This window comes from Poseidonibacter ostreae (genome assembly GCF_009208075.1).
Lineage (GTDB): Bacteria > Campylobacterota > Campylobacteria > Campylobacterales > Arcobacteraceae > Poseidonibacter > Poseidonibacter ostreae.
This window is the reverse complement of sequence record NZ_WFKJ01000003.1, coordinates 104,421-124,576: the sequence shown is the minus strand read 5'-3', so window position 1 is coordinate 124,576 and position 20,156 is coordinate 104,421. Positions and strand designations below refer to the sequence as shown.

Here is a 20,156-nt window from a genome sequence, read left to right as displayed (position 1 = left end):
TTTTTATTATTTTAAAGAACTTATATCTTAATAAAGCAACTTTTTCAATCAATTACTTCTTAAAATATCTTCTTACACCTTCAAATAAATAAAGGCACAAAATATCGCAATAATTCTCAATTTTGCAAACATAAACCAAGGTTCACCTTTTTTTACTCTTTCCCATTCTCTTTTAAATAATTCGTGTGATTTATCATCTAATTCTTTAACAATATTTTCAAAATTTACATTTTTCAATATTTCATCTTTCGATGTAATCATTAGAATTGTCTTATCAAGTATTTCTATGAGACCATCACTATCATTTGGATTTAATCTTAATTTTATTTTATAATATAAGTATCGTATTTGATTCGTGATTTGTAAGTTGTTTTCTAAAAAATCTTTATTATTTGATGCTTTACTTTTATAAATAGCATAAGATAAATAGAAATGATGTAATTCTTGTATAAATTCAGAGATATCCCCTCTAAGTAAATCTATCCATGTTTGCCTAAATTCTGATATTTTTTGCTCTTTAGCAATAATAAGTCCAATAAAAGATATGAAACCTGCAATTATAGCAAGAACAATACTAGTTTCCATTTCGGCTACTTTTTTCTGAAATCTTATCTGGGATACTAATCTTTTCTACTTTTATCATGTAATTTTCTTCATATTTTTTGTAACAATCACAAAAAGCAAAAAGAATCGCTATTATTCCTATAATACCAACTACTATTATAGCCCCATCTCTCATTCTCTTATTTTTTTCTTTTATTTTTTCAAGTTCTATTTTATTATTTTCTTTCAGATAATCATAGTATATTTTCAATATTTTAGTTAATTCAGGAGCATCATTATCAATGTCATTTTTAAAATATTTATTTTCAATTCAAGCTTATTTAAAATTTCTACAATATTTGATTTATTTTTCATTCAAAATACTTCTATAAAGTTCTATATATTTTTCAGCCACAACAATACTATCAAACTCTTTTAGTCCTTTTACTCTAGAATTTGTACAAAGTTCATCATATTTTTCACTGTTTAAAATCCATTCCATTCCATCAGCTAAATCTGAAGTATCGAATGTTTTTACTAAATATCCAGTTTCTTTATGCACTATCATATCACTATTCCCACCTATATCAAATCCAATTACAGGCGTACCACATGATAAACTTTCCATAATAGCATTTGATAGATTCTCTTGTAGACTTGGTACTACCATCACATCAACAGCACTATATAATGTAACTAAACTAACATCATCTGCTAAACTCCCCAGATAATGAGTTTTAAAACCAAAATTAGGGGCATTAAGTGGTCTCCAACTTCCAAATACTACAAATTCTATATTTGAATCTTTTAATTTTTTCATAGCATCACTTAATTCGTCAAAACCTTTTCTTGGATCGCTTGTAGCTCCCATAGCTCCAAAAAGTACTAGTTTTTTATCTTGTGGAAGACTCCAAAGTTCTCTTGCTTTTTCTTTATCAAATGGTTTGAAGATGTTTGTATCTATAGGGTTTGGTAAATTTATATGTTTTTTATCTTTTAGAAGTGTACTATTTTTTGAACACTCGTTAAGCCAACTACTTAAACCCACTATAGTAATGTCTTTTTTTGATTTAAAGACTTTTTGTTTTCGCTTAAATACTTTTTTACTTAAGTCATTTTCTTTACTACTCCCAAGAACTTTACAGCTTCCACAATCTTTTTCATAACCACCGCACTCTTCATCATAATGACATCCTCCTGTAAAAGCCCACATATCATGAAGTGACCAAACTATAGGAGCTTTTATACGAGATATATCTTCAACTCTCATCATGCCGTTACATATCCAATGAAGATGTACTATATCTGGATTTATCTCATTTATCTTATCTACAATACCTCTAAATCCAAGCCATGCTGGGCTAAAAAGTGTTTTAGTTTTTTCTTTATAAAATCTTACAGGTAAACTATCTAGTGTAGGTCTTAATTTTCCAAAAGCTTTTTGAATCTTTGTTGATGGACCTGTTACTGTATAGTCATCACTACTTTTACTCATTACTAGCATCTGACTATCTACATCTTGTGCCAACAAAGCATTATGAAGTCTGTACGCAGCACGAGCTGCTCCACCTTCTATATCTGATGTATTTACTATTAGGATTTTCATTTTATTTCTTTTAATTTTGTTAAATAAATAGTCATATATTCTTCTATTTCATTTGTATTTAAAATAAATTTGTTATTTTCATTATTAATTATTTCTGTTGAAATTTGGTCATTTTGAAGAGAAATATATCTACTATTATAAAATAAGTCTTTATCTATATCTTTCAAGAAGCCATAAATTTTTCCTTTTTTAGGTTCTGTATAATCAAGTACATAATTTTTGCCACTAGATATAGTTTGGAGAACTACAGAGTGAAATCTCATTCCTACATTGAAATAAGCATTTTGATATATTTCTATCGTTTCTTTTAGTGTTAAGTTTGCATTTTGTACTTCAATATTTTCTAACTTCAAGTCTAGTGCAATACTATTTAAAAAAACTCTATCATCTCCACCTATATAAAAATAGTGCATAGGCATTAATTTGATTTTTCTATCACTATATTTTATAGCCAATTCTTTTATAAAGTTTTTTAAATCATTATTTATATTTTTAGAATCATTCTGCTGATTATATTCAAGTGGGAATTCTCGTAAATTAACTGCAATATAATCACTTTGTACTTTAACATTTTGCTTATTGTATTCAAGGGTACATTCAACAGCTGGATCAAAACTTGTATTTATTAATTCACGATTAAAACTCTGATTAAACTCTTTGTATATTTCTTCTAAATTATCTTTTGATTTTTTATCTCTTAAAATAATAATATCACTATGTAAAGATATATTTAAAACCGATTTTCTATATTTTTTATGAAAAAGAGGACCTACTCCACATCCTAAAAGGGCTGTTTTTATACCAAGTTTTTTTGCTTTTTTAAAGGCATATTCTACCATAAATAATTCACCCAAATCCATCAAAGGACCACCACCCATAACAATCAAGTCAGAACTTTTTATAGCAGTTGTTAATTCTTTTGAATCTTTTGAGTTAAATATATCTATCTTAAAATCTTTGTTTACAATCTCTTTATAAAAACTATAATCTTCGTTGATAGTTCTTTGACTAAAAAACGGATATAAACTTCCTAATTTTATTTCAAAATCATCGTATGACTTGTTGAAAAATGAGAAGAGTCCAGCTAGTATTGCTCTATCTCCTATAGTCTCAGTTCCATACCATCCAATTATTGTTATTTTCATTTTTTAATCCTACTCTCTACTTTTTCCCAAAGTATTGTTATATATTTTTTGTATATGTGTTTTTTATTTTCAGTTACTTGTGCCAATGCTAAACATGAAGCTAGAGTAATACTAAATAGAATTATTATATCTAGTATTGAATTTGGATTATGATTTAATAATGCAGCAAAAAATAAAAAAATTGGAAAATGAAAAAGATAAATACTAAATGAACTATTTGCAAAAAATCGTATCACTTTTCTCCCCCCCCCTAGCATTTTATTTAAACTTACAATATTAATATATTTTACACTAAGGATATGTAATCCTACAAAAAAACCTGTAATATAATCTGTAATAAAACCAGCACTAAATCCAAGTTTTGACTTTATATCATCACCAATAATAGAATAAATAAATTGATTTATTTCATTGTAATATGTAAAACAATACAAAAAGGCTATTGGTATAATAAAAAATATTATTCTGGCTATTGACTTGTCTAAAGAATTATTTTTATGAAAACCATATATCCATACACCAAATAACCATACAGGAAGTAACAATAAAATTTTAGGTCCTATCAACAAAGTCGTTAAAGTTAAAATTATATATTTTTTTTTACCTTTTAAAAATATACTAAATCCAAAAAGAACATAATACCAAAATTCATATCCTAAAGACCAAAGTGGGCCATCGCTTAAATATCTAAAGCTAAACATCCAAAACTCTTGTGAAAAAGTCAAGTTTGCTATTAGTCTTATAATATAATAAGAATCTGCTGTTTTTCCTACATATAAAGAACTGTCAATATATTGTCCTACTATGTCAAAAACAGGTATTAGAACCAAGACAGGTAAAACTACAGAATAAAGTCTTGAAAATCGACTTATAAAATATGATTTAAAATTATCTTCTTTTGTATCTGCAACAAAAGAGATTACATATCCACTTAAAATAAAAAAGACTATTACTGCTTCATGTCCAAAATACATTGGGTACAATCCACCTGAAAATCTCTCATAAGAAAAATGGTATACCATTACAAGAAAAGCAGCTATGAATCTACTCAAATCAAAGTAAAGTGAAACTTCTTTCGTCATTACATAAACCTTACTTTTATTTCATATAATTTTATAGCAAATCTGTCTTTTAATGTATCTACAAAAAATTTAAATACATTTTTAGATTCTGCTTTTCCTGTATAATCATGTATGCATCCATCACAACTATTATTAATAATACTTTTTCTATATTCAATATTCTCATCATCGAAAAATATTTTCTCACCTTTTTCTTTTCGTAAACTTCCTAACTTATTACTTGCAACAGCACAGTAGTAAAGTTCTCCTCTTGCATCAAGAGTTACACCTTCATCTTTCCATGTACAACCTAATATTCTTTTTGGCTTTTCACTATTTAACCAAGAGAAAATTGCATAATATTTAAATCTATTAGCAAAGTCTTTTGTTTGTGACATTTGATAATGAAAAAATTCTTTTGCACTTTGTTTTAAAGGACTATATATAACTGAATATTGATCTTTTAACTTATCACTTTCAATTCTTTTATTTTCAATTCCCAATCTAAATTTAAGATTATAATTTTTCATTTTTGCATATGTATCTAATTCTATCAAGTGATTTATATTTTGTTTTACTATAGTACAACCAAGTTCTAAACTATCACAATATTTATTTTGATTTCTCATAATTTCATCTATCGTAGAAGACGTCTTCTCAAAAACATTTTTACCTCTAACTGTATTGTGTATGTCACCTACACCATCTAAAGAAATAGAGACATGAAAATTTATTTTCTTTTCACAACACATTTTATATATTGCTTCCAAAGATTTCAAAAGAGGTTTTTGACTAAACCCATGAGAAATAATATTTAAAGATTTTAGTTTTGGTAAGTTTAATACTTCTCTTATATATTCTGGTAAATTAGGTACCAACGATGGCTCACCACCATTTATCCCAACTGATTCAACTTCTTTGAAAATATCATCTTTCATGAAATTGCCAAATTCGTCAACTGTCATTTCATTTGAATGATCCATTTTCCAAATATTACACATAACACACTTACTATTACAATTATACGTAATTGGAAGTTGTATTACTTTTGGATATTTCTTCTCACTTCCATCAATTTTAGTTAATGAAGAAGTTTGAAAGAATCTTATTGCTTTCGCTATTAAAAAAAGTTTTTTATTTTTTTTAATAAGCTGAATTAGTTGTTGTTTTACTGCCATAGTTAGCCAAAATCCTTCCTAGTTTATTTATTGCTCTTAAGGGTATAGACTTTTTCTTAGGTTTAACATATGGATTATTGTAATACTTTGCTAAAAATTCAGGACTTCCACCTCTCATCACTATAGGTGATTGTCTTGGTGTAAATATTTTTTTCTCCATAGACTGATAAGAACATCTAAATACTCTTCTAGGTCTATCCGTATGTATTTCATCACTACCATGTAAGACTAACATATTAAAAAGTAATACATCACCAGCTTCTAATTCAGCATAAATAATTTTATCTTTCTTCTTTTCCACATATTCAATATTAACTCTATCATGGTGAGTTTCCCCATCAACTCTATGCCAGGGAAGATGTCCTTCTTTATGACTTCCAGGAATTACTTGGACAGTACCATTTTCCTTTGTTACATCATCTAGGGCCATCCAAACAATTATTTTCTGAGGTTCTTCCGGTCTTGAAATAAAATCTTGATGCCAGGGAACACCATTTCGTTTACCCTTGGGTTTATACACCATTGAGTTATCATATAAATAAATATTTTCACCTAAAACTGATTCTAAACAATCTAAAATTTTTTTATTTTTTGCCATTTCCTGAAACTCTGGATGTCTTTGATATAAATCAAACAGTACCCCTTGATCATTTCTATGTTCTAATGACCAAGGTAAAAAAGGATCTTCAAAGTTCATATCAGAATAAGTTACAATTTTTTCTTGTAAAATTCTTACTTCTTCAAGTTTTTCTTTTGAAAAGACTTTTTTTAGTATCACAAAACCTTGTTCTTCAAATTGTTTTTTGTAATCTTGATTCATTTAAGTATTCTCCTTATAACTTTATTAAATAAGTTATTTTTCTTCTCAAATATAGTATAAAAATCACTCATTTGTATAATATAGCTTGGATGATTTAAGTTAATATTATTATATTCAACTTTCTGTAATTTTTCATAAGGATTATTACCAAAGGTATGAGTTGCATCATCACCAAAGCCTATATTTTCAATTAAATTTTTAGAAGGAACTATTGAATAAGAATTATTAATTAACCTAGCATATGACCATTGATAGTCCCACGTATTCATTGAATTATTAAAAACACTTTCAAAATTTGCTATTTGTTGTTTTTTATTTGCATTAAAATAATTTTCATATAAATCTATTTTTTTTGCTTCTATATGATTTTCCATAGTAATATCATAATGTTTCCAAGCTCTTTTCCATGAAGCCCAACCCCAAATAAAACCATATTTTGAAAAAAAGTAATCATATGTTAAATCTTTATTTTTATATCCATAGTTAAAACCACTAATCATTCCAACCCTCATATCATTCTTATACTTCTCTAATAACTCCTCACAAAACCAAAAAAAACTCTGGCTTGGGAGACAGTCATCTTCTAAGATAATTCCCATCTCTTCATTTTCAAAAAACCAGTCGATAGCTCCACTTACAGCCATCTTACAACCTAAGTTTTGTTCTCTAAAAAGTGTTTTTATTTCACATTCCCAATCTATATTTGACAAAATATACTCTCTTACTTCTTGAGCTTTTTGGCTTTCTCCCTCTTTTGTTTCTCTTGGTCCATCTGCAGCTATATAAAGCCTTGGTGGTTTTGCTTTTCTGATAGAGTCAAACACTTGTTTAGTTGTATCAAGACGATTAAATACTAAAAATAAAACTGCTGTCTTTAATGGTTGTGGAGGTATAAATTTTGCTATTTTTTTCATATCTTATTCTTTCCAATCATTTTTTCTACCTTCTTCTATATAATCAGCCAATTTTCTTTTAGGTTCCCACCCAAGTGCTTTCGTTTTATCACTTATCACTTCTGCAGTCATACGGTTTCCTCTTCGTTCTGGTAACATTTCTATCTTTCCATCATACATCTGGGCTACTTCTAAGATACTAAATGCTTCTTCACTTCCTATACCAAACTCATCGCCATAGCCATTTTCACCAACTAGAACAAGACCATCTATGATATCATCAATATGAGTGAAATTTCTTTTTTGAGTTCCTGGACTTACGATAGTTAAAGTTTCATCATTCTTCATCTTTTCTTTAAAAAGAGCAATAAGTGTTGCATATTTTCCAGTTTGTATTTCACGAGATCCATATACATTATAAAAGTATGTAATAGCATAAGGTATATTAAACCAAGCTCCGTAATTTTCTACTAGTTCTGTGTTTGATGCTTTTGTCCATGCGTAAGGAGATGCACTTCTTCCTAATCCCCCATCACCAAACTTTGTAGAGCTTCCGGCATAAAGGATTTTACATCCAGATTTTCGTACAAACTCCAACACCGCAAAAATTCCATTTTTATTGTATTCCCATACTTTTTCTATGTCATCAAAGCTTTGTTCAACTCTACTATATTCACCAAGATGATATACCATATCAGGATTAAATATAATGAGTTCTGATATATCTGAAGTATTCCCTTTTATGTAAGTTACATTTGGAACATGATTATCTTTGCTTCCTGTAAAATAATTATCTAAACTATATACTTCATAGTTTGAATTTTGAGAAAGTCTTTCACATAGATGACTACCGACAAAGCCTGCTCCACCTGTTACTAGTATTTTCTTTTTCATTACTTATCACTCCCAAATATATCTCTTGTATAAACTTTTGCTTTTACATCTAAAATGTTATTTTCTAGTCTATTTGCAACTATTACATCTGATATTTTTTTAAATTCATTAATATCTTTTATTACAGTTATCCCATCAAAGTTATCTTCTTCTAGTACTGGTTCATATATAATAACGTGAACGTTTTTTGCTTGAAGTTTTTCTATTATTCCTTGAACAGCACTACTTCTAAAGTTATCACTGTCACTTTTCATAATAAGTCTATAAATTCCAACAGTTTTTGGATTCGATTTTAATATTTGATTTGTTATGAACTTTTTTCGTGTTTCATTTGAATCTACTATTGCACCTATTAAATTATTAGGAACATTATTAAAGTTAGCTCTTAGTTGTTTAGTATCTTTTGGGAAACAGTATCCGCCATAACCAAAAGATGGATTATTATAATGTGTACCTATTCTTTGATCTAGTCCTACACCATCTATGATATCATTTGTATTTAGACCATGTATCTCAGAATAAGAATCTAACTCGTTAAAGTATGCTACTCTCATAGCAAGATATGTATTTGAAAATAATTTTATAGCCTCAGCTTCTGTACTATCTGTATATAAAACTGAAACATTTTTTTTAATAGCACCTCTTTCTAAAAGTCCTGCAAACATAACTGCACGGTCTGATTTTTCACCAACTATTATTCTACTTGGATATAAATTATCATGAAGAGCATTACCCTCTCTTAAAAACTCAGGACTAAAGATAATATTTTGAGTATTAAACTTTTTTCTAACACTTTTTGTGTAGCCCACAGGTACAGTTGATTTTATAACCATAGTTGCATCTGGATTTATATTTAATACATCTGATATAACATACTCAATAGATTTAGTATTAAAGTAGTTCGTTTCTGGATCATAATCAGTAGGTGTAGAAATTATAATAAAATCAGCATTTGCATACGCTTCTTTTTTATCTAATGTTGCTCTAAAGTTTAAATCATCTTTTTGTAGATACTCACTTATTTCTTTGTCTTCTATAGGACTTATTTTATTTTGAAGCATCTCTACTTTTTCTGGAATTATGTCTAGCGCTACAACTTCATTGTGTTGAGATAATAAAATACCATTTGATAGTCCTACATATCCTGTTCCAGCTATAGCTATTTTCATTTTACTTATATCCTTTTAAAATATGTATTGGAAAAAATGATTTTGTTTTCATTTTTAGTTGTTGATGTAAATCTTTATCAAAAAAATCATATATATAATTTGCCGTAATTTGTGCTAATAATGTAGCAACGGCTGCACCATTAATACCATGTGTAGGTATTAGAATATAATTCAAAATTATATTAAGTGCAGCACCAAGTAATGTTCTATAAAATGACTTCTTTGTCAAATTCTCAGCTGTTAAGAACCTACCAAAAGCAACCCCTAAAAATACAAATACTGCAGTCCAAATATGTATCATTAGCACAGGCCCAGATTGATTGTACTGCTCCCCATATAGTACTTCTACAACCCAATCAGAGAGAAATGTCATAGGAAGAGCTATAGCTATTGCCATCCATACCATCATGTCGTAAAGTTTTTGGAGTCTTGAGTAGTAGAGTTCTTTACTTTGTTTTTTAGCGTTTAGAATCGCAGGAAAAAGTGAAGATGCTATTACCATAGGTATGAAGTACCATAGTTCACTTATTCTTACTGCTGCTGCATATTGTCCTACTGCTTCAGTATTCATCATCTCTTTTATCATAACTTGATCGATTTTCATATATATGGAGATAACTATTCCACTAAGAATAAGAGGCCAAGAGTCTTTTAAAAGTGAAACTGCCATTTCTCTTTTGAATTTTAAATTTTGAATTTTGAATTCTGAATTATTTTTTATATAAAAATAAATAAAACCACACGCCAAAATAAAACTATCAAATAGTATTACCCATGCAAAAGCGATAAGTGGTGCTTCATTGAGGATAAGTATTACTTTTACGATACTAGTTAGCAAAAGTGAAAACACATTTGTATATACTACATATTTACTTAAAACTTTTGATTGGAAATACAAATCGACTACGTTAAAAGACTGAAATATCGTAGCAGATGCAATGATAAATACTAAAGCATTAGTATAAATGTCATTTGAAGTAAAGTTTATAGCAATAGCAAGTATAAGTAACACTACAATAGCTCCTATAACTTTGAGCCAAAAAGCAGTACCTATAAGCTCATCTGTTCTACTCTCATTTTTTACAAGCTCACGGACTACGATTCCATCAAGACCGAGAGTAGCAATAGCAGTAAATAAGCCAACAAAACTTTGAGCATAAGAGAAAAGTCCAAACTGTTCAGGTCCTAAATACCTAGCTACCCAAACACCCACAAAAAGTCCTACTACCATTCGAAGTATTTTCTCACCAAAAAGCCATGAAGTATTTTTGAAGTACTTCATGAATCCTTGGTTGTTTTGTAGGGATTTTATTTTTGTTATCAATTATTTATTCCACCTTTCTACATTATAACATTTTGTGCAAATAGCATCAAAAATTATTTCTTCTTTTTTCAAGTAATCTTTATACTCTTCAATCTTATCCTTTTGACCTTGAAGTTCTGGTGATACTAGACAAAATTGAAAGCCATTTTCTTTTAGTAATTTGTAATTTTCTTTGTTTATTGGTAGTTTTGAGAAACAATCTACCCATATCCAATCTACTTTATCTTTCATATTTAAAATAGTATCTGTTCCCTCAAATTCTGAAAATCTAAGAGCAATATTCTTCTCACCACTTTTTGAGAGTAAATATGTCATAGGAAAGGAGCTATCTAAAAAGAAGTATTTTTTGATGTTATACTTTTGGATAAGTTCTAAGACTTTATGTTCTATTCTTTCACTTTTAATGTTTAGTATCATAGTACCATGCTCATAGTATTTTAGATACTCTTCAAAATCTTCTCCATCTGTAAATGGATCGTGTTGCAATACAAGTCTATCTGAATAGTCTCTTAAATCAAGTTCTACACCATACTCTTTTGGTATTTGTTTCAATTCTTCAATGGTGTTGATTCTATGTGCTATATATTCCATATTTATAATTCCTTTTTAAGTTTAAAACTAAAAGCAAGTGTTCGTTTGATAAATTTCCACTTTGAAGCAAAACCATCATTCCAACTTGATTCGCCATGAAGTCTTTCAGGGAAAACTACATTAAATCGGATAACATCAAGTCCATCTATTTGAGCTTTATATAGAAAGTATAAGTCAAGTGAAAAGTCTTTTGGACAACTTAGTTTTACAGAGTCAAAAAAACTTTTGTGAAAAATATTTGGTTGAGCATTTATATCCCAAAGTTTTTTACCTAAATATATACTCTCAAATGCACTCATCCCCATAGTAAAAATCTGATCAAAAAGAGGTCTGCCTTTTCTGTCACCTTTTACATAGCAGTGTATAGGATTGTCTTGTTTTTCTATGATTCCAAGAGATTTAAGTACATCGGATGGGTCTGTTTGCATATCAGCATGTGTGTAACTTATAAACTCTCCAGTTGCTTTATTTAGTCCAGATGTTATACCAAAACCATAACCTTGATTTTCATCTATATTTACAACCCTAGCAAAAGTGTATTTTGGGACAAGTTCATCAAAAACCGTTTGACTGTTGTCTGTTGATCCGTTATTCACTAAAAGGACCTCTACATCATTTCTATTAATTACGCTTTGGAATTTTTCTAAAATCAAAGGTATATTTTTTTCTTCGTTGTAGCAAGGTACTACTATTGATAATTTCATTTTCTTCTCCATACATAAAAGTATTCATTTTCAGCGTATTTTTCATAACCTAAATTTCCACCTTGATTGAAATTATATATGATTTGTTCAGCTTTTAGAAAGCCTTCTTTATCAACCATTTTAGATAGTTTTTGCTCATCAAAATATATATCTTCTTTAGATAAAACAATAAAATCTTTTTCTACAAACTTTGATGGATCTTTAGAATTTGATTTTTCTAAATATGCATCTAGTTTTATACTATGAAGTGCTATAGGTCCATATATCCCATGAATATTTTTATAGTTTAATCCTAAGATTCTAAAATCAAAAGGCTGATACGAACTTATCAAGATATTCGTATCTTTATCAACTACAGGACTCAATATTGCTATCAAACTATGGCTTATATCATCTTGTTTTGATTTACTGATCTCTTTTGAGTGAAATCCTTTTGTAAAGACATATTTATATTCATCAATGTGGGTAGATACTTGAACAACCAATACACCTATTAGAAAAAAGTATTTATACTTTGGAAATTTATCTCTTAGATATATCAAAAGTAAAGGAGTAAGTGTAAAAATAGTCAAATAGTAGTGTTGCCAATCTTTATTTACCATTAAAAACAAATAACCAATATTTAAAACAATGTAAAGAGCTATCAAAGGCAAAATAGATTTACTTTTGTTTTTATAAAAAATAGAAAATAAGACTACAAGAGAAATTAGAATTAAAATAATAAATAAAAAACTTTCAAGGTAGTAAAAATTAATAGCATTTGAAAGCTTTTCTCCAATAGTCACAGTTCCAACTTTACCATGGTTTGTTGCATTTGACTCCATATTCGCAAGAAACATAGCAACAAATACTTTTAGGCCACTTGGATGTATTAAATAAGGATTAGTAATTACAAAAATAGCTACTAAAGATACAAATGATTTAGCAAATAGTTTTAAGCCTATCTTGATATTTATAAAAGACTTTTTCTGAAAACTTTCATAAAATATATAGACAAAAACAAAAGGTAAAAATGTTATAGCTTGTATCTTTGTAGATATAGCAAAACCTAAAGTCACTACTGCCCACCAAAAAAACTTTTTGTATTTAAAATTATCTTTAACAAAAAGATATACAGATAATACAACAAAAAAAGTCATCATCCAATCTGGATGAAACCATAATGCATTTCTATAAAAACCTGGCATGGTAAAAATAAGTAAGGCTATTAGTACAGAACTATATCTATCTACATACACTCTCGCTATTTTATAAACAAACCATACAGAACCAACTGCAAAAAGTGATGTTATAATCCTTGGCATATATATGGTCATCTCTATGTTGTCTGTAGCAAAAAATGGAACTGTAGCTAAAAGATTTAAAAAGAAAAAGCCAAATCCATAGCTATAAAATCCAAAAGAAAAAAGCTTTTTGATATCTAAGGAAACTAAGCCATCGTACATGTTGAGCAAACTACCATGAAAAGCGTATTCGTCTATGCTATAAAGAGATAAAAAACCTATATTTAAGTGCCTGTAGTTTAAATACACTAGTGCAATTAGGACTATTACTGAGATTATTTTCATTTTACCATTCCTATATATTCAAATTTATCACTTGTTTTCATTAATATTTTTGAAATTACAATTGGCAATAAAATACTTAAAACAGTACTTATTAATAAAAATAAAAAGTTAGTATAATTACTATCAAATTTTATTAAATTAGGTAGTTTGTACAAGATTATTAAATGTAATAAAAAAATAGGAAATGAATAATTTCCAATAAACTCTAATATTTGATTTGATTTGATTTTAATAAAAAATATAAAAATAGATATATTTAAAATAAAAAATGAAATATATCCTATTACTGTAGTTGCAACTGAAAATTGTGCCAAATCTATAATTTTATACCATTGTGAATGAGTTTTAATAGGTTCAAAATTAAATAACAACAGTGATGAAATAATTAATAATCCTAAAATTTGATACATATTAATTTTTATAAATCTTTCTTTATTTTCATAAATGTATTTAATTGTCAAAACCAATAAAAACAAATATATAGCAACATCAAAACCAAAAGGTATTTGATAATGAAGCATTGCAATTTCACTTGCATAAATAAATGAAGCAAGTGATATTATTAAAAATAGCACTTGTATTTTCTTATTTGATTTTTTGAATAAAAAGAAAAGTAAATTTAATGTAAATAAAGCAGGTAAAAACCATAATATTGAATTGAGTGTACTCCAATTACCCATGAGTACCCCCCCCATGAACTCAATTGGATTTTCTAATAACATTCGTTTATGTCCATAAAAAAACCAAAATAAGTATGGAATTAATACTAAACTTGCTCTTTTAAATAGCCATTGATAATCAGTTTTAATAAATAATACGCTAACAGCAAAGAACAAAGGCATATGAAAAATATAAAACCATTGACCAAAATATTTTATTATAGATATTCTTTCTATGTTAAAACTGCCAAATGGTATATGACCAATTACTACAAGAACAATTAAAAATCCTTTTAATGAGTCCAATTTCAAATCTCTAGTCATCTAAAAACCCACCATTTCTGTCCAATAAAATTAAGTACCGTACTAACTCCCGTAGCTACTAAAAATGCTACAAATACTAAACTTGTATATTCTAAAAACAAGTTATTCGTCACTACATTCGCTCCTAGTGTTACACTATAAAGTAGTGCAAATTTTAATATTTCTTTATATGATCTTTCGTATTTCTCAAAAGTCCAATATTTGTTGATAATAAAAGCAACTACAGTTCCTAAAAGAAAAGAGATCGCTTTTGCAATATCATGAGGTAAAAAGTTTAATAACATATAGTATGTAACTAAGTCAGTTCCAACTGCACTTAACCCTGCTACTAAAAACCTCTTTAACTCTTTTTTAATCTTACTCATCTATTCTCTTGATTAAATGCTCTATATTTTTTATTTAGTATTTCTATTTTATCTTGATTAACAGTTATGTCTTTTTCTAAGCTATATGGATGCCAATCTACTTTATGAAAAAAACTTTGCCAATAAACAAATGTTTCATAATCATCAGGTGTTCCCCAACAGATATAATCATCTACTTCAAATACTTTAACATTAAGTCCTAGTTCTATTAGCTCACCCATTAAGCTATCTACATAATACTCACCATTTACTCTTATATCTTTGGCTAATAATTTTTCTAAAGCTTTGTTAAAATACTCAACTTTTTTAAACCAAAATGTTCCAACTATCGCATGGTCTTCAAATGGATTATCAGAAATAGGGACTTTTACAGATACACCAGTTGCATTGTCTTTATCATCCGTTTTTACCCATCCGTACATTTGAGGGTTATTTTTACTACTTACATGATGTCGGAATGTAAAAATAATTGCATCTGCATTTTTATCTTCTACTAAACTTTGATATTTTTCATGATTATATATCATTCCATTATCTGTAGCTGCTACAAGAAGTGAAGCATTTGTATCTACATCTTTTAATCCTAAACTACAAGTGATAGCTTGTCCTTCTGTTACTTCATCTATTGGGATTATTTTAGAGTTTGGATATTCATTTTTTAAAGTATCTTCTAGAGGATATTTAGATAAATGCTCTTGTAGTGTGACAAAGATATGTTTTTTGCTATTTGGTAAAGAGTTTGCAGCTTGTATTATCATCGGCTTACCACTAATATCAATAAGAGGTTTTGGATCTTTATATCCAACTTTGGCAAATCTACTTCCGCGACCAGCAAGTGGAATAAGGGTAATACTGTTTTTTTGTGCTTTAGGTTTCTCTTTTTCCTCAATAACATCTCTAAAATATTTTGACCAAGTATTGTACTCTTCAACATCTTGAGGTGTTCCCCACTGAAGCATATGTTGAACATCATAAATAGAAACTTTCAATACATCATCAACCAATAGATTATAAATAAGAGATACATAAAACTCACCTTTAAGATTTATATCTTTATCCATTAGCTCTTTAAAATATTTTTTTACATAAGAGCCTTTTTTGAAGTAATAAGTTCCATTTGAAGCGTATTCGTTCATACGATTGTCTGTAAATGGTTCTTTCTCTTTTATCTCAAGCATCCATTGATTTTCATCTCTCATAAATGCATAGTTTGTACTTCCTAACATATGAGGATGAAATCCTTTATAAGATGGAACCGCTCCATCTGCATCTCTATCTCTAGTGTGTTTTAAAAAGTCAGCATAGTCCCAATATGTACCAAAGTCACAATAATTTACTATCACTTCTTCATCATCTTCTATAAAATCTTCTACAAGTGATACTGCATAAACTGGACCTTTTTTATGGTTAGGTATCTCTACAATATTTGCATTTGGTTTTATGCTTAGCAGCACCTCTCTCATATTTGTCTCTGCTAAATGCTTTGAGTTACAGATAAATGTAAATTTAGTTTCATTTGGAAATAAATTACAAACATGTTCTATTATTGGTTTACCATCTATTACTATCAATGGTTTTGGATCTTTATATCCTGCGTCTATAAATCTTTTTCCTATTCCTGACATTGGTACTATTATGTGCATTATTTTATCTCCTATACTTTCTGTCTATATTTTTCAGCTTCCCAATTACTGAGGTATGCTAATTCTTTCATCTCTAAAAAACTATTATCTCTTTTCCTATTTTTCTCTAAAACCATTATATGAAATTTAAAAACCTCTTCTATTTCTTTTGCCTTTTTTATATTTTGAGCTATGAAGAACAGATTGTGCTTATAACTTATTACTTTTGGTAGTTCAAAGTATCTTTCTTTATAGTTTTGTAAACTTTCGATATCAAATAGATTTTCTATTTCACAACAACTTATCCCACAGTAAACTAAACTATCTGGACAAAATGGTGTATTAAAAAATAGTTCTTTATTTGTGTTTAATTTATTATTTAAATAAATATCTTCGCTTAAATATGAGATGTTTGAATTTTTTTCTATAGCATTTAAAAGATATGTGATACTATTTGTCATTTTATATCTATCCATTTCTATATTTAGATATTTAGATATTTTTGTTATTACATTTTCTGTAATCTGTTTTATCTCATTTTTATGATTTGATGTAACTATCAAACCATGATTTTGTAAAAATATGATGTTTGGAATTGTTTCAATGTTAGATAACTCTGTATCAAGAGCTAAAGCTAGTTCTATTCCTGGAGTTTTATACTCAACTATTGCTATGCTTTTATCTTTAAAAATACTTTTTAGTATATTTTTGTAATCTTTTTGAATCACTATCATATTGACTACAATAGGATGAGTATGAAGAGTATATTTATGTAAAAATGAGTGTAAAAGTGTCTCTATTGATGGACGATTCTCTTTGTCTAGTGTAAAATCTTTTACAAGTTGTGAAGTTAAAGACTCTCTTTCTCTTTTATCTTTGCTATTTATTATAGTTTGATCTTTTACAATAGATGCTATTTTAGACGTTACAACTTTAGAGTATCCATTATTTTCACCTAGCTCACTAAGCAGAAAACCAGATGCTTTGATAATCATTTCATCATTGTCATATTTGACAGAACTATTTCCACCACCAGCTTGAACTAGATCAAATCTCTCACCTGCATACTTTGATATCTCAACCAAATCTTTTATTTCACTCATACCAACTCCAATATTTCATTAAATGTTTTTACTTCTTGAACTAAAGTATTATCATAGTTTTCTATTTTTTTATCACTATTTAACCAAATTGATTTTATGTTTAAACTAGATGCTCCAACAATATCCTTCTTTAAGCTATCTCCTATCATGCAGACATCTTTTGCTTTTAAGTCAAGCTTTCCTAATGCAGACATAAACATATAAGGATGTGGTTTTTCTCGACCAGACTCTTCACTTGTCACTATTTTTGTACAATATCTATCTAATTCTAACTTTTGCACTTTTCTATGCTGTATATGTGCAGTAAGGTCTGTAACTAAACAAATTTTACCTTTGTACATCTCTAATAATTCATACACTCCATCAAATGGTTTCATATTTTCTAAAAAAGTATCCCAGTAAATGTTATAAATATCTAGAGTATGTTCAAGTGGATTGATATTTAGATGTTCTAACATCTTTTGAATATATAAAAGTCGATTGTGTGAAGATGCAGTTTCACTTAGCTCTATATGTACTTTTTTTCTAGCTATATCATAAGCTTCTTCAATACTTGTGTTTGTAAGATTAAATTTACTATTACAATAATCTAGAACACTATTTTTTGCAATTTTGTGTGTTGAATCATACCCATATAGAGTATTGTCTATATCTAATAATAATCCTTTATATCTCATCTATTTTCCTCTTTTAGTTTTTCACTTATCATTTTTAAAGATATAAGCTCTAGTAATCCATCATATCCACTACTCCAGATTATTCCTGATGGTATAATCTCTGTTATATTTTCAATAGTATCTATAGCTATATCCTCAAAACCTACTTTTGGTATATCTTTTAAAATTAAATATTGAGATTGTAAATCTTCATTATAGTCCCAATCAGCTTTTACATCTAATCTTTCTAATACATCTTCTATATGAATATTTGCATCTAGAGTTATCTTTAAGCCAAGGTTTATAATTTCAGATTTATCACCCAGTTTAAATTCTTCTAGTGAAAAATATTTGATAACTAAGTCTGCAAACTCTTTTTGTGGATAGATATATTTCCTAGCATCTTCAACACGAGTCTCAATTTGCTCTATAATTTTTTCTACTGAATAACCTCTTTTTTTAGTATCACGGATGATTTTCCAATGTCTTCTTAGTGTTTCATCAGTGTCTATATATACTTTAAGATCTATGTTCTTTCGTAGTTTTGGCAGGTAGAATGGATGAAGTCCCGCTATAACTATAAACTCTTTTGGTGTAATTTTAAAAGCTTCTGTAAACTTACCAGTTGAATGATCGTACTCATTTCTATAAGTTTCTTGATTGTTTTTGAGTCTTAGTATCGATTCTGCTTGTTTATGTATATGATTTGCTTTTGGATCAAGATGTGTAAAGTTTGACCAGTTTTCATCTCCTCTTTCCCATTTATGCTCACCATCTCCTTCTAATTGAATCAGTTTATCACCCAATATATTTTCAAGATTTTTAATAAGTGTTGATTTACCAACTCCACTATCTCCACCAATACCAATAGTTAGGTTCGTTTGTTTTTTATAAATAGAATTACTTTTGATACCATGCTTATAAAATGCATACATAATCGCTAATAGCGTGACTTCTAATAATGTAAATGATAGGTTTTGCAAATTTTCATTATGAATTTTAAAGTCTATTACCTTACCTAAAAATAACATATCTTGATATTCACTTTTATAAAAGAATATAAAAAATAAAAGATATGTAAAAGAAAAAGCACCATATAAAATGAGCGTTTTACTTTGATTTTGATTTTGTATAAAATAGATAGTTACAAATGGAATCATCCACACATACCAAGCAGGACCAGGATAGATGAAGAATATAGTAGCAGTAAAGAGAAGCCCAAAGTAAAAGAACAATAAATCATCATTGACTTTATTTTGATTAAAAAAGTGAAAATAAACCATACAAATAGCAGCTACAGGAAGTAGTATCTTTACTGAACCTATAAGATAAAAAGTATCAAAAAGTAGTGATTGTTTAGGATTAAAAAGTACCATATGAATAAAACCATCACTAAAAATAAAGGGTAAATCAAAAGTGATAAAAACTAAAATAGAAATTATTAAATATGTTAAAATACTCTTAAAATAAAATTTTCTATAAAGATAAAACAAAATTAATGGCAAAGCAATGATAACATGAAATTTTGTAGCAAGTGCAAAGCCTAGAAATAATGCAGATATTTTTAGTCTTTGTAGAGCCAAAAAATAAACACTTGCAAAAAGCAAAGCTGTGGGAATTATATCTAATTGAGAGTGAATATATGTAGAATAAAGTATTATAGGGTTTAAAAAATAATACATGTAAATATTTTTTTCTTTATGAGGGAAAAGCTTTAAAAGAACAAATAAAATTCCTACGTCAGATATAAGTAAAGGAATTTTTATCAGTATTTCGCCCATCCCAATAATCTCTCCTAGTAAAGCAAAAGGTGCAAGTAAAAAAAGCATCAACCCATGGTATGGGAATGATTCTAGATTCATACTATTCTCAATATAATATTGCCAAGGATTAAGGTTTTCAAATGATATTGAGGTTAAAAATGAATAAAA

20 protein-coding genes are annotated in these 20,156 nt (G+C 28.1%); all 20 read right to left on the bottom strand.

The window, feature by feature from the left end; all coding sequences use genetic code 11:
* Window positions 1–72: 72 nt before the first annotated feature.
* The 20 genes from GBG18_RS02100 to GBG18_RS02005 all read right to left on the bottom strand — a co-directional run bounded on the left by GBG18_RS02100 (window position 73) and on the right by GBG18_RS02005 (window position 20,087).
* The gene (locus tag GBG18_RS02100; RefSeq protein ID WP_152187941.1) at window positions 73–585 is read right to left on the bottom strand and encodes a hypothetical protein; all 513 of its coding nucleotides are present in this window, start codon (window positions 583–585) and stop codon (window positions 73–75) included.
* Window positions 575–814, bottom strand: coding sequence for a hypothetical protein (locus GBG18_RS02095; RefSeq protein ID WP_152187939.1), 240 nt, complete (start codon window positions 812–814; stop codon window positions 575–577). The genes GBG18_RS02100 and GBG18_RS02095 overlap by 11 nt, the downstream gene beginning before the upstream one ends.
* Before the next feature lie 93 nt (window positions 815–907).
* Entirely contained in the window at window positions 908–2,149 is a 1,242-nt protein-coding gene (locus GBG18_RS02090; RefSeq protein ID WP_152187937.1) for a glycosyltransferase family 4 protein, read from the bottom strand.
* Window positions 2,146–3,294 carry a polysaccharide pyruvyl transferase family protein gene (locus GBG18_RS02085; protein ID WP_152187936.1) on the bottom strand — a complete coding sequence of 383 codons (1,149 nt, stop codon included), beginning with the start codon at window positions 3,292–3,294 and terminating at the stop codon, window positions 2,146–2,148. Before GBG18_RS02085 ends, GBG18_RS02090 begins: the two co-directional genes overlap by 4 nt.
* Window positions 3,291–4,376 (bottom strand): acyltransferase family protein, encoded by a 1,086-nt coding sequence (locus tag GBG18_RS02080; RefSeq protein ID WP_152187934.1) that lies wholly within the window; start codon window positions 4,374–4,376, stop codon window positions 3,291–3,293. The genes GBG18_RS02085 and GBG18_RS02080 overlap by 4 nt, the downstream gene beginning before the upstream one ends.
* A complete protein-coding gene (locus GBG18_RS02075) occupies window positions 4,376–5,533 on the bottom strand; it encodes a radical SAM protein (protein WP_152187932.1) in 1,158 nt (385 codons plus the stop codon). The genes GBG18_RS02080 and GBG18_RS02075 overlap by 1 nt, the downstream gene beginning before the upstream one ends.
* Window positions 5,499–6,353 carry a phytanoyl-CoA dioxygenase family protein gene (locus tag GBG18_RS02070; protein WP_152187930.1) on the bottom strand — a complete coding sequence of 285 codons (855 nt, stop codon included), beginning with the start codon at window positions 6,351–6,353 and terminating at the stop codon, window positions 5,499–5,501. The genes GBG18_RS02075 and GBG18_RS02070 overlap by 35 nt, the downstream gene beginning before the upstream one ends.
* Window positions 6,350–7,267, bottom strand: coding sequence for a nucleotide-diphospho-sugar transferase (locus GBG18_RS02065; RefSeq protein ID WP_152187928.1), 918 nt, complete (start codon window positions 7,265–7,267; stop codon window positions 6,350–6,352). Before GBG18_RS02065 ends, GBG18_RS02070 begins: the two co-directional genes overlap by 4 nt.
* Window positions 7,268–7,270: 3 nt before the next feature.
* The gene (locus GBG18_RS02060) at window positions 7,271–8,140 is read right to left on the bottom strand and encodes an NAD-dependent epimerase/dehydratase family protein (protein WP_152187926.1); all 870 of its coding nucleotides are present in this window, start codon (window positions 8,138–8,140) and stop codon (window positions 7,271–7,273) included.
* Window positions 8,140–9,309 (bottom strand): nucleotide sugar dehydrogenase, encoded by a 1,170-nt coding sequence (locus GBG18_RS02055; RefSeq protein WP_152187924.1) that lies wholly within the window; start codon window positions 9,307–9,309, stop codon window positions 8,140–8,142. The genes GBG18_RS02060 and GBG18_RS02055 overlap by 1 nt, the downstream gene beginning before the upstream one ends.
* Window position 9,310: 1 nt before the next feature.
* Complete coding sequence (locus GBG18_RS02050; RefSeq protein WP_152187923.1) at window positions 9,311–10,591, bottom strand: flippase; 1,281 nt, start codon at window positions 10,589–10,591, stop codon at window positions 9,311–9,313.
* A 42-nt stretch (window positions 10,592–10,633) separates the two neighbouring features.
* On the bottom strand, window positions 10,634–11,224 hold the full coding sequence (locus tag GBG18_RS02045; RefSeq protein ID WP_152187921.1) for a PI-PLC domain-containing protein: 591 nt from the start codon (window positions 11,222–11,224) through the stop codon (window positions 10,634–10,636).
* 2 nt (window positions 11,225–11,226) lie between these two features.
* Entirely contained in the window at window positions 11,227–11,928 is a 702-nt protein-coding gene (locus GBG18_RS02040) for a glycosyltransferase family 2 protein (RefSeq protein WP_152187919.1), read from the bottom strand.
* Window positions 11,925–13,496: an ArnT family glycosyltransferase gene (locus tag GBG18_RS02035; RefSeq protein ID WP_152187917.1), complete on the bottom strand. Its 1,572-nt coding sequence runs from the start codon at window positions 13,494–13,496 to the stop codon at window positions 11,925–11,927. Before GBG18_RS02035 ends, GBG18_RS02040 begins: the two co-directional genes overlap by 4 nt.
* A complete protein-coding gene (locus GBG18_RS02030; protein ID WP_152187916.1) occupies window positions 13,493–14,479 on the bottom strand; it encodes an acyltransferase family protein in 987 nt (328 codons plus the stop codon). Before GBG18_RS02030 ends, GBG18_RS02035 begins: the two co-directional genes overlap by 4 nt.
* The gene (locus tag GBG18_RS02025; RefSeq protein WP_152187914.1) at window positions 14,476–14,844 is read right to left on the bottom strand and encodes a GtrA family protein; all 369 of its coding nucleotides are present in this window, start codon (window positions 14,842–14,844) and stop codon (window positions 14,476–14,478) included. Before GBG18_RS02025 ends, GBG18_RS02030 begins: the two co-directional genes overlap by 4 nt.
* Window positions 14,841–16,487 carry an NTP transferase domain-containing protein gene (locus GBG18_RS02020; RefSeq protein WP_226898687.1) on the bottom strand — a complete coding sequence of 549 codons (1,647 nt, stop codon included), beginning with the start codon at window positions 16,485–16,487 and terminating at the stop codon, window positions 14,841–14,843. The genes GBG18_RS02025 and GBG18_RS02020 overlap by 4 nt, the downstream gene beginning before the upstream one ends.
* A gap of 11 nt (window positions 16,488–16,498) precedes the next feature.
* Entirely contained in the window at window positions 16,499–17,569 is a 1,071-nt protein-coding gene (locus GBG18_RS02015) for a class II aldolase/adducin family protein (RefSeq protein WP_152187912.1), read from the bottom strand.
* Window positions 17,566–18,246, bottom strand: a complete 681-nt coding sequence (locus tag GBG18_RS02010; RefSeq protein ID WP_152187910.1) for an HAD family hydrolase — start codon at window positions 18,244–18,246, stop codon at window positions 17,566–17,568. The genes GBG18_RS02015 and GBG18_RS02010 overlap by 4 nt, the downstream gene beginning before the upstream one ends.
* Window positions 18,243–20,087, bottom strand: coding sequence for a uridine kinase (locus GBG18_RS02005; protein ID WP_193311050.1), 1,845 nt, complete (start codon window positions 20,085–20,087; stop codon window positions 18,243–18,245). The genes GBG18_RS02010 and GBG18_RS02005 overlap by 4 nt, the downstream gene beginning before the upstream one ends.
* Window positions 20,088–20,156: the final 69 nt, after the last annotated feature.

Bases quoted from the DNA above. Each gene is read 5' to 3' on its own strand.
- GBG18_RS02065 (WP_152187928.1), bottom strand. From the start codon at position 7,267: ATGAAAAAAATAGCAAAATTTATACCTCCACAACCATTAAAGACAGCA.
- GBG18_RS02005 (WP_193311050.1), bottom strand. From the start codon at position 20,087: ATGAATCTAGAATCATTCCCATACCATGGGTTGATGCTTTTTTTACTT.
- GBG18_RS02030 (WP_152187916.1), bottom strand. From the start codon at position 14,479: ATGACTAGAGATTTGAAATTGGACTCATTAAAAGGATTTTTAATTGTT.
- GBG18_RS02035 (WP_152187917.1), bottom strand. From the start codon at position 13,496: ATGAAAATAATCTCAGTAATAGTCCTAATTGCACTAGTGTATTTAAAC.
- GBG18_RS02100 (WP_152187941.1), bottom strand. From the start codon at position 585: ATGGAAACTAGTATTGTTCTTGCTATAATTGCAGGTTTCATATCTTTT.
- GBG18_RS02085 (WP_152187936.1), bottom strand. From the start codon at position 3,294: ATGAAAATAACAATAATTGGATGGTATGGAACTGAGACTATAGGAGAT.
- GBG18_RS02050 (WP_152187923.1), bottom strand. From the start codon at position 10,591: ATGAAGTACTTCAAAAATACTTCATGGCTTTTTGGTGAGAAAATACTT.
- GBG18_RS02060 (WP_152187926.1), bottom strand. From the start codon at position 8,140: ATGAAAAAGAAAATACTAGTAACAGGTGGAGCAGGCTTTGTCGGTAGT.
- GBG18_RS02010 (WP_152187910.1), bottom strand. From the start codon at position 18,246: ATGAGATATAAAGGATTATTATTAGATATAGACAATACTCTATATGGG.
- GBG18_RS02070 (WP_152187930.1), bottom strand. From the start codon at position 6,353: ATGAATCAAGATTACAAAAAACAATTTGAAGAACAAGGTTTTGTGATA.
- GBG18_RS02045 (WP_152187921.1), bottom strand. From the start codon at position 11,224: ATGGAATATATAGCACATAGAATCAACACCATTGAAGAATTGAAACAA.
- GBG18_RS02055 (WP_152187924.1), bottom strand. From the start codon at position 9,309: ATGAAAATAGCTATAGCTGGAACAGGATATGTAGGACTATCAAATGGT.
- GBG18_RS02080 (WP_152187934.1), bottom strand. From the start codon at position 4,376: ATGACGAAAGAAGTTTCACTTTACTTTGATTTGAGTAGATTCATAGCT.
- GBG18_RS02090 (WP_152187937.1), bottom strand. From the start codon at position 2,149: ATGAAAATCCTAATAGTAAATACATCAGATATAGAAGGTGGAGCAGCT.
- GBG18_RS02025 (WP_152187914.1), bottom strand. From the start codon at position 14,844: ATGAGTAAGATTAAAAAAGAGTTAAAGAGGTTTTTAGTAGCAGGGTTA.
- GBG18_RS02020 (WP_226898687.1), bottom strand. From the start codon at position 16,487: ATGCACATAATAGTACCAATGTCAGGAATAGGAAAAAGATTTATAGAC.
- GBG18_RS02040 (WP_152187919.1), bottom strand. From the start codon at position 11,928: ATGAAATTATCAATAGTAGTACCTTGCTACAACGAAGAAAAAAATATA.
- GBG18_RS02015 (WP_152187912.1), bottom strand. From the start codon at position 17,569: ATGAGTGAAATAAAAGATTTGGTTGAGATATCAAAGTATGCAGGTGAG.
- GBG18_RS02075 (WP_152187932.1), bottom strand. From the start codon at position 5,533: ATGGCAGTAAAACAACAACTAATTCAGCTTATTAAAAAAAATAAAAAA.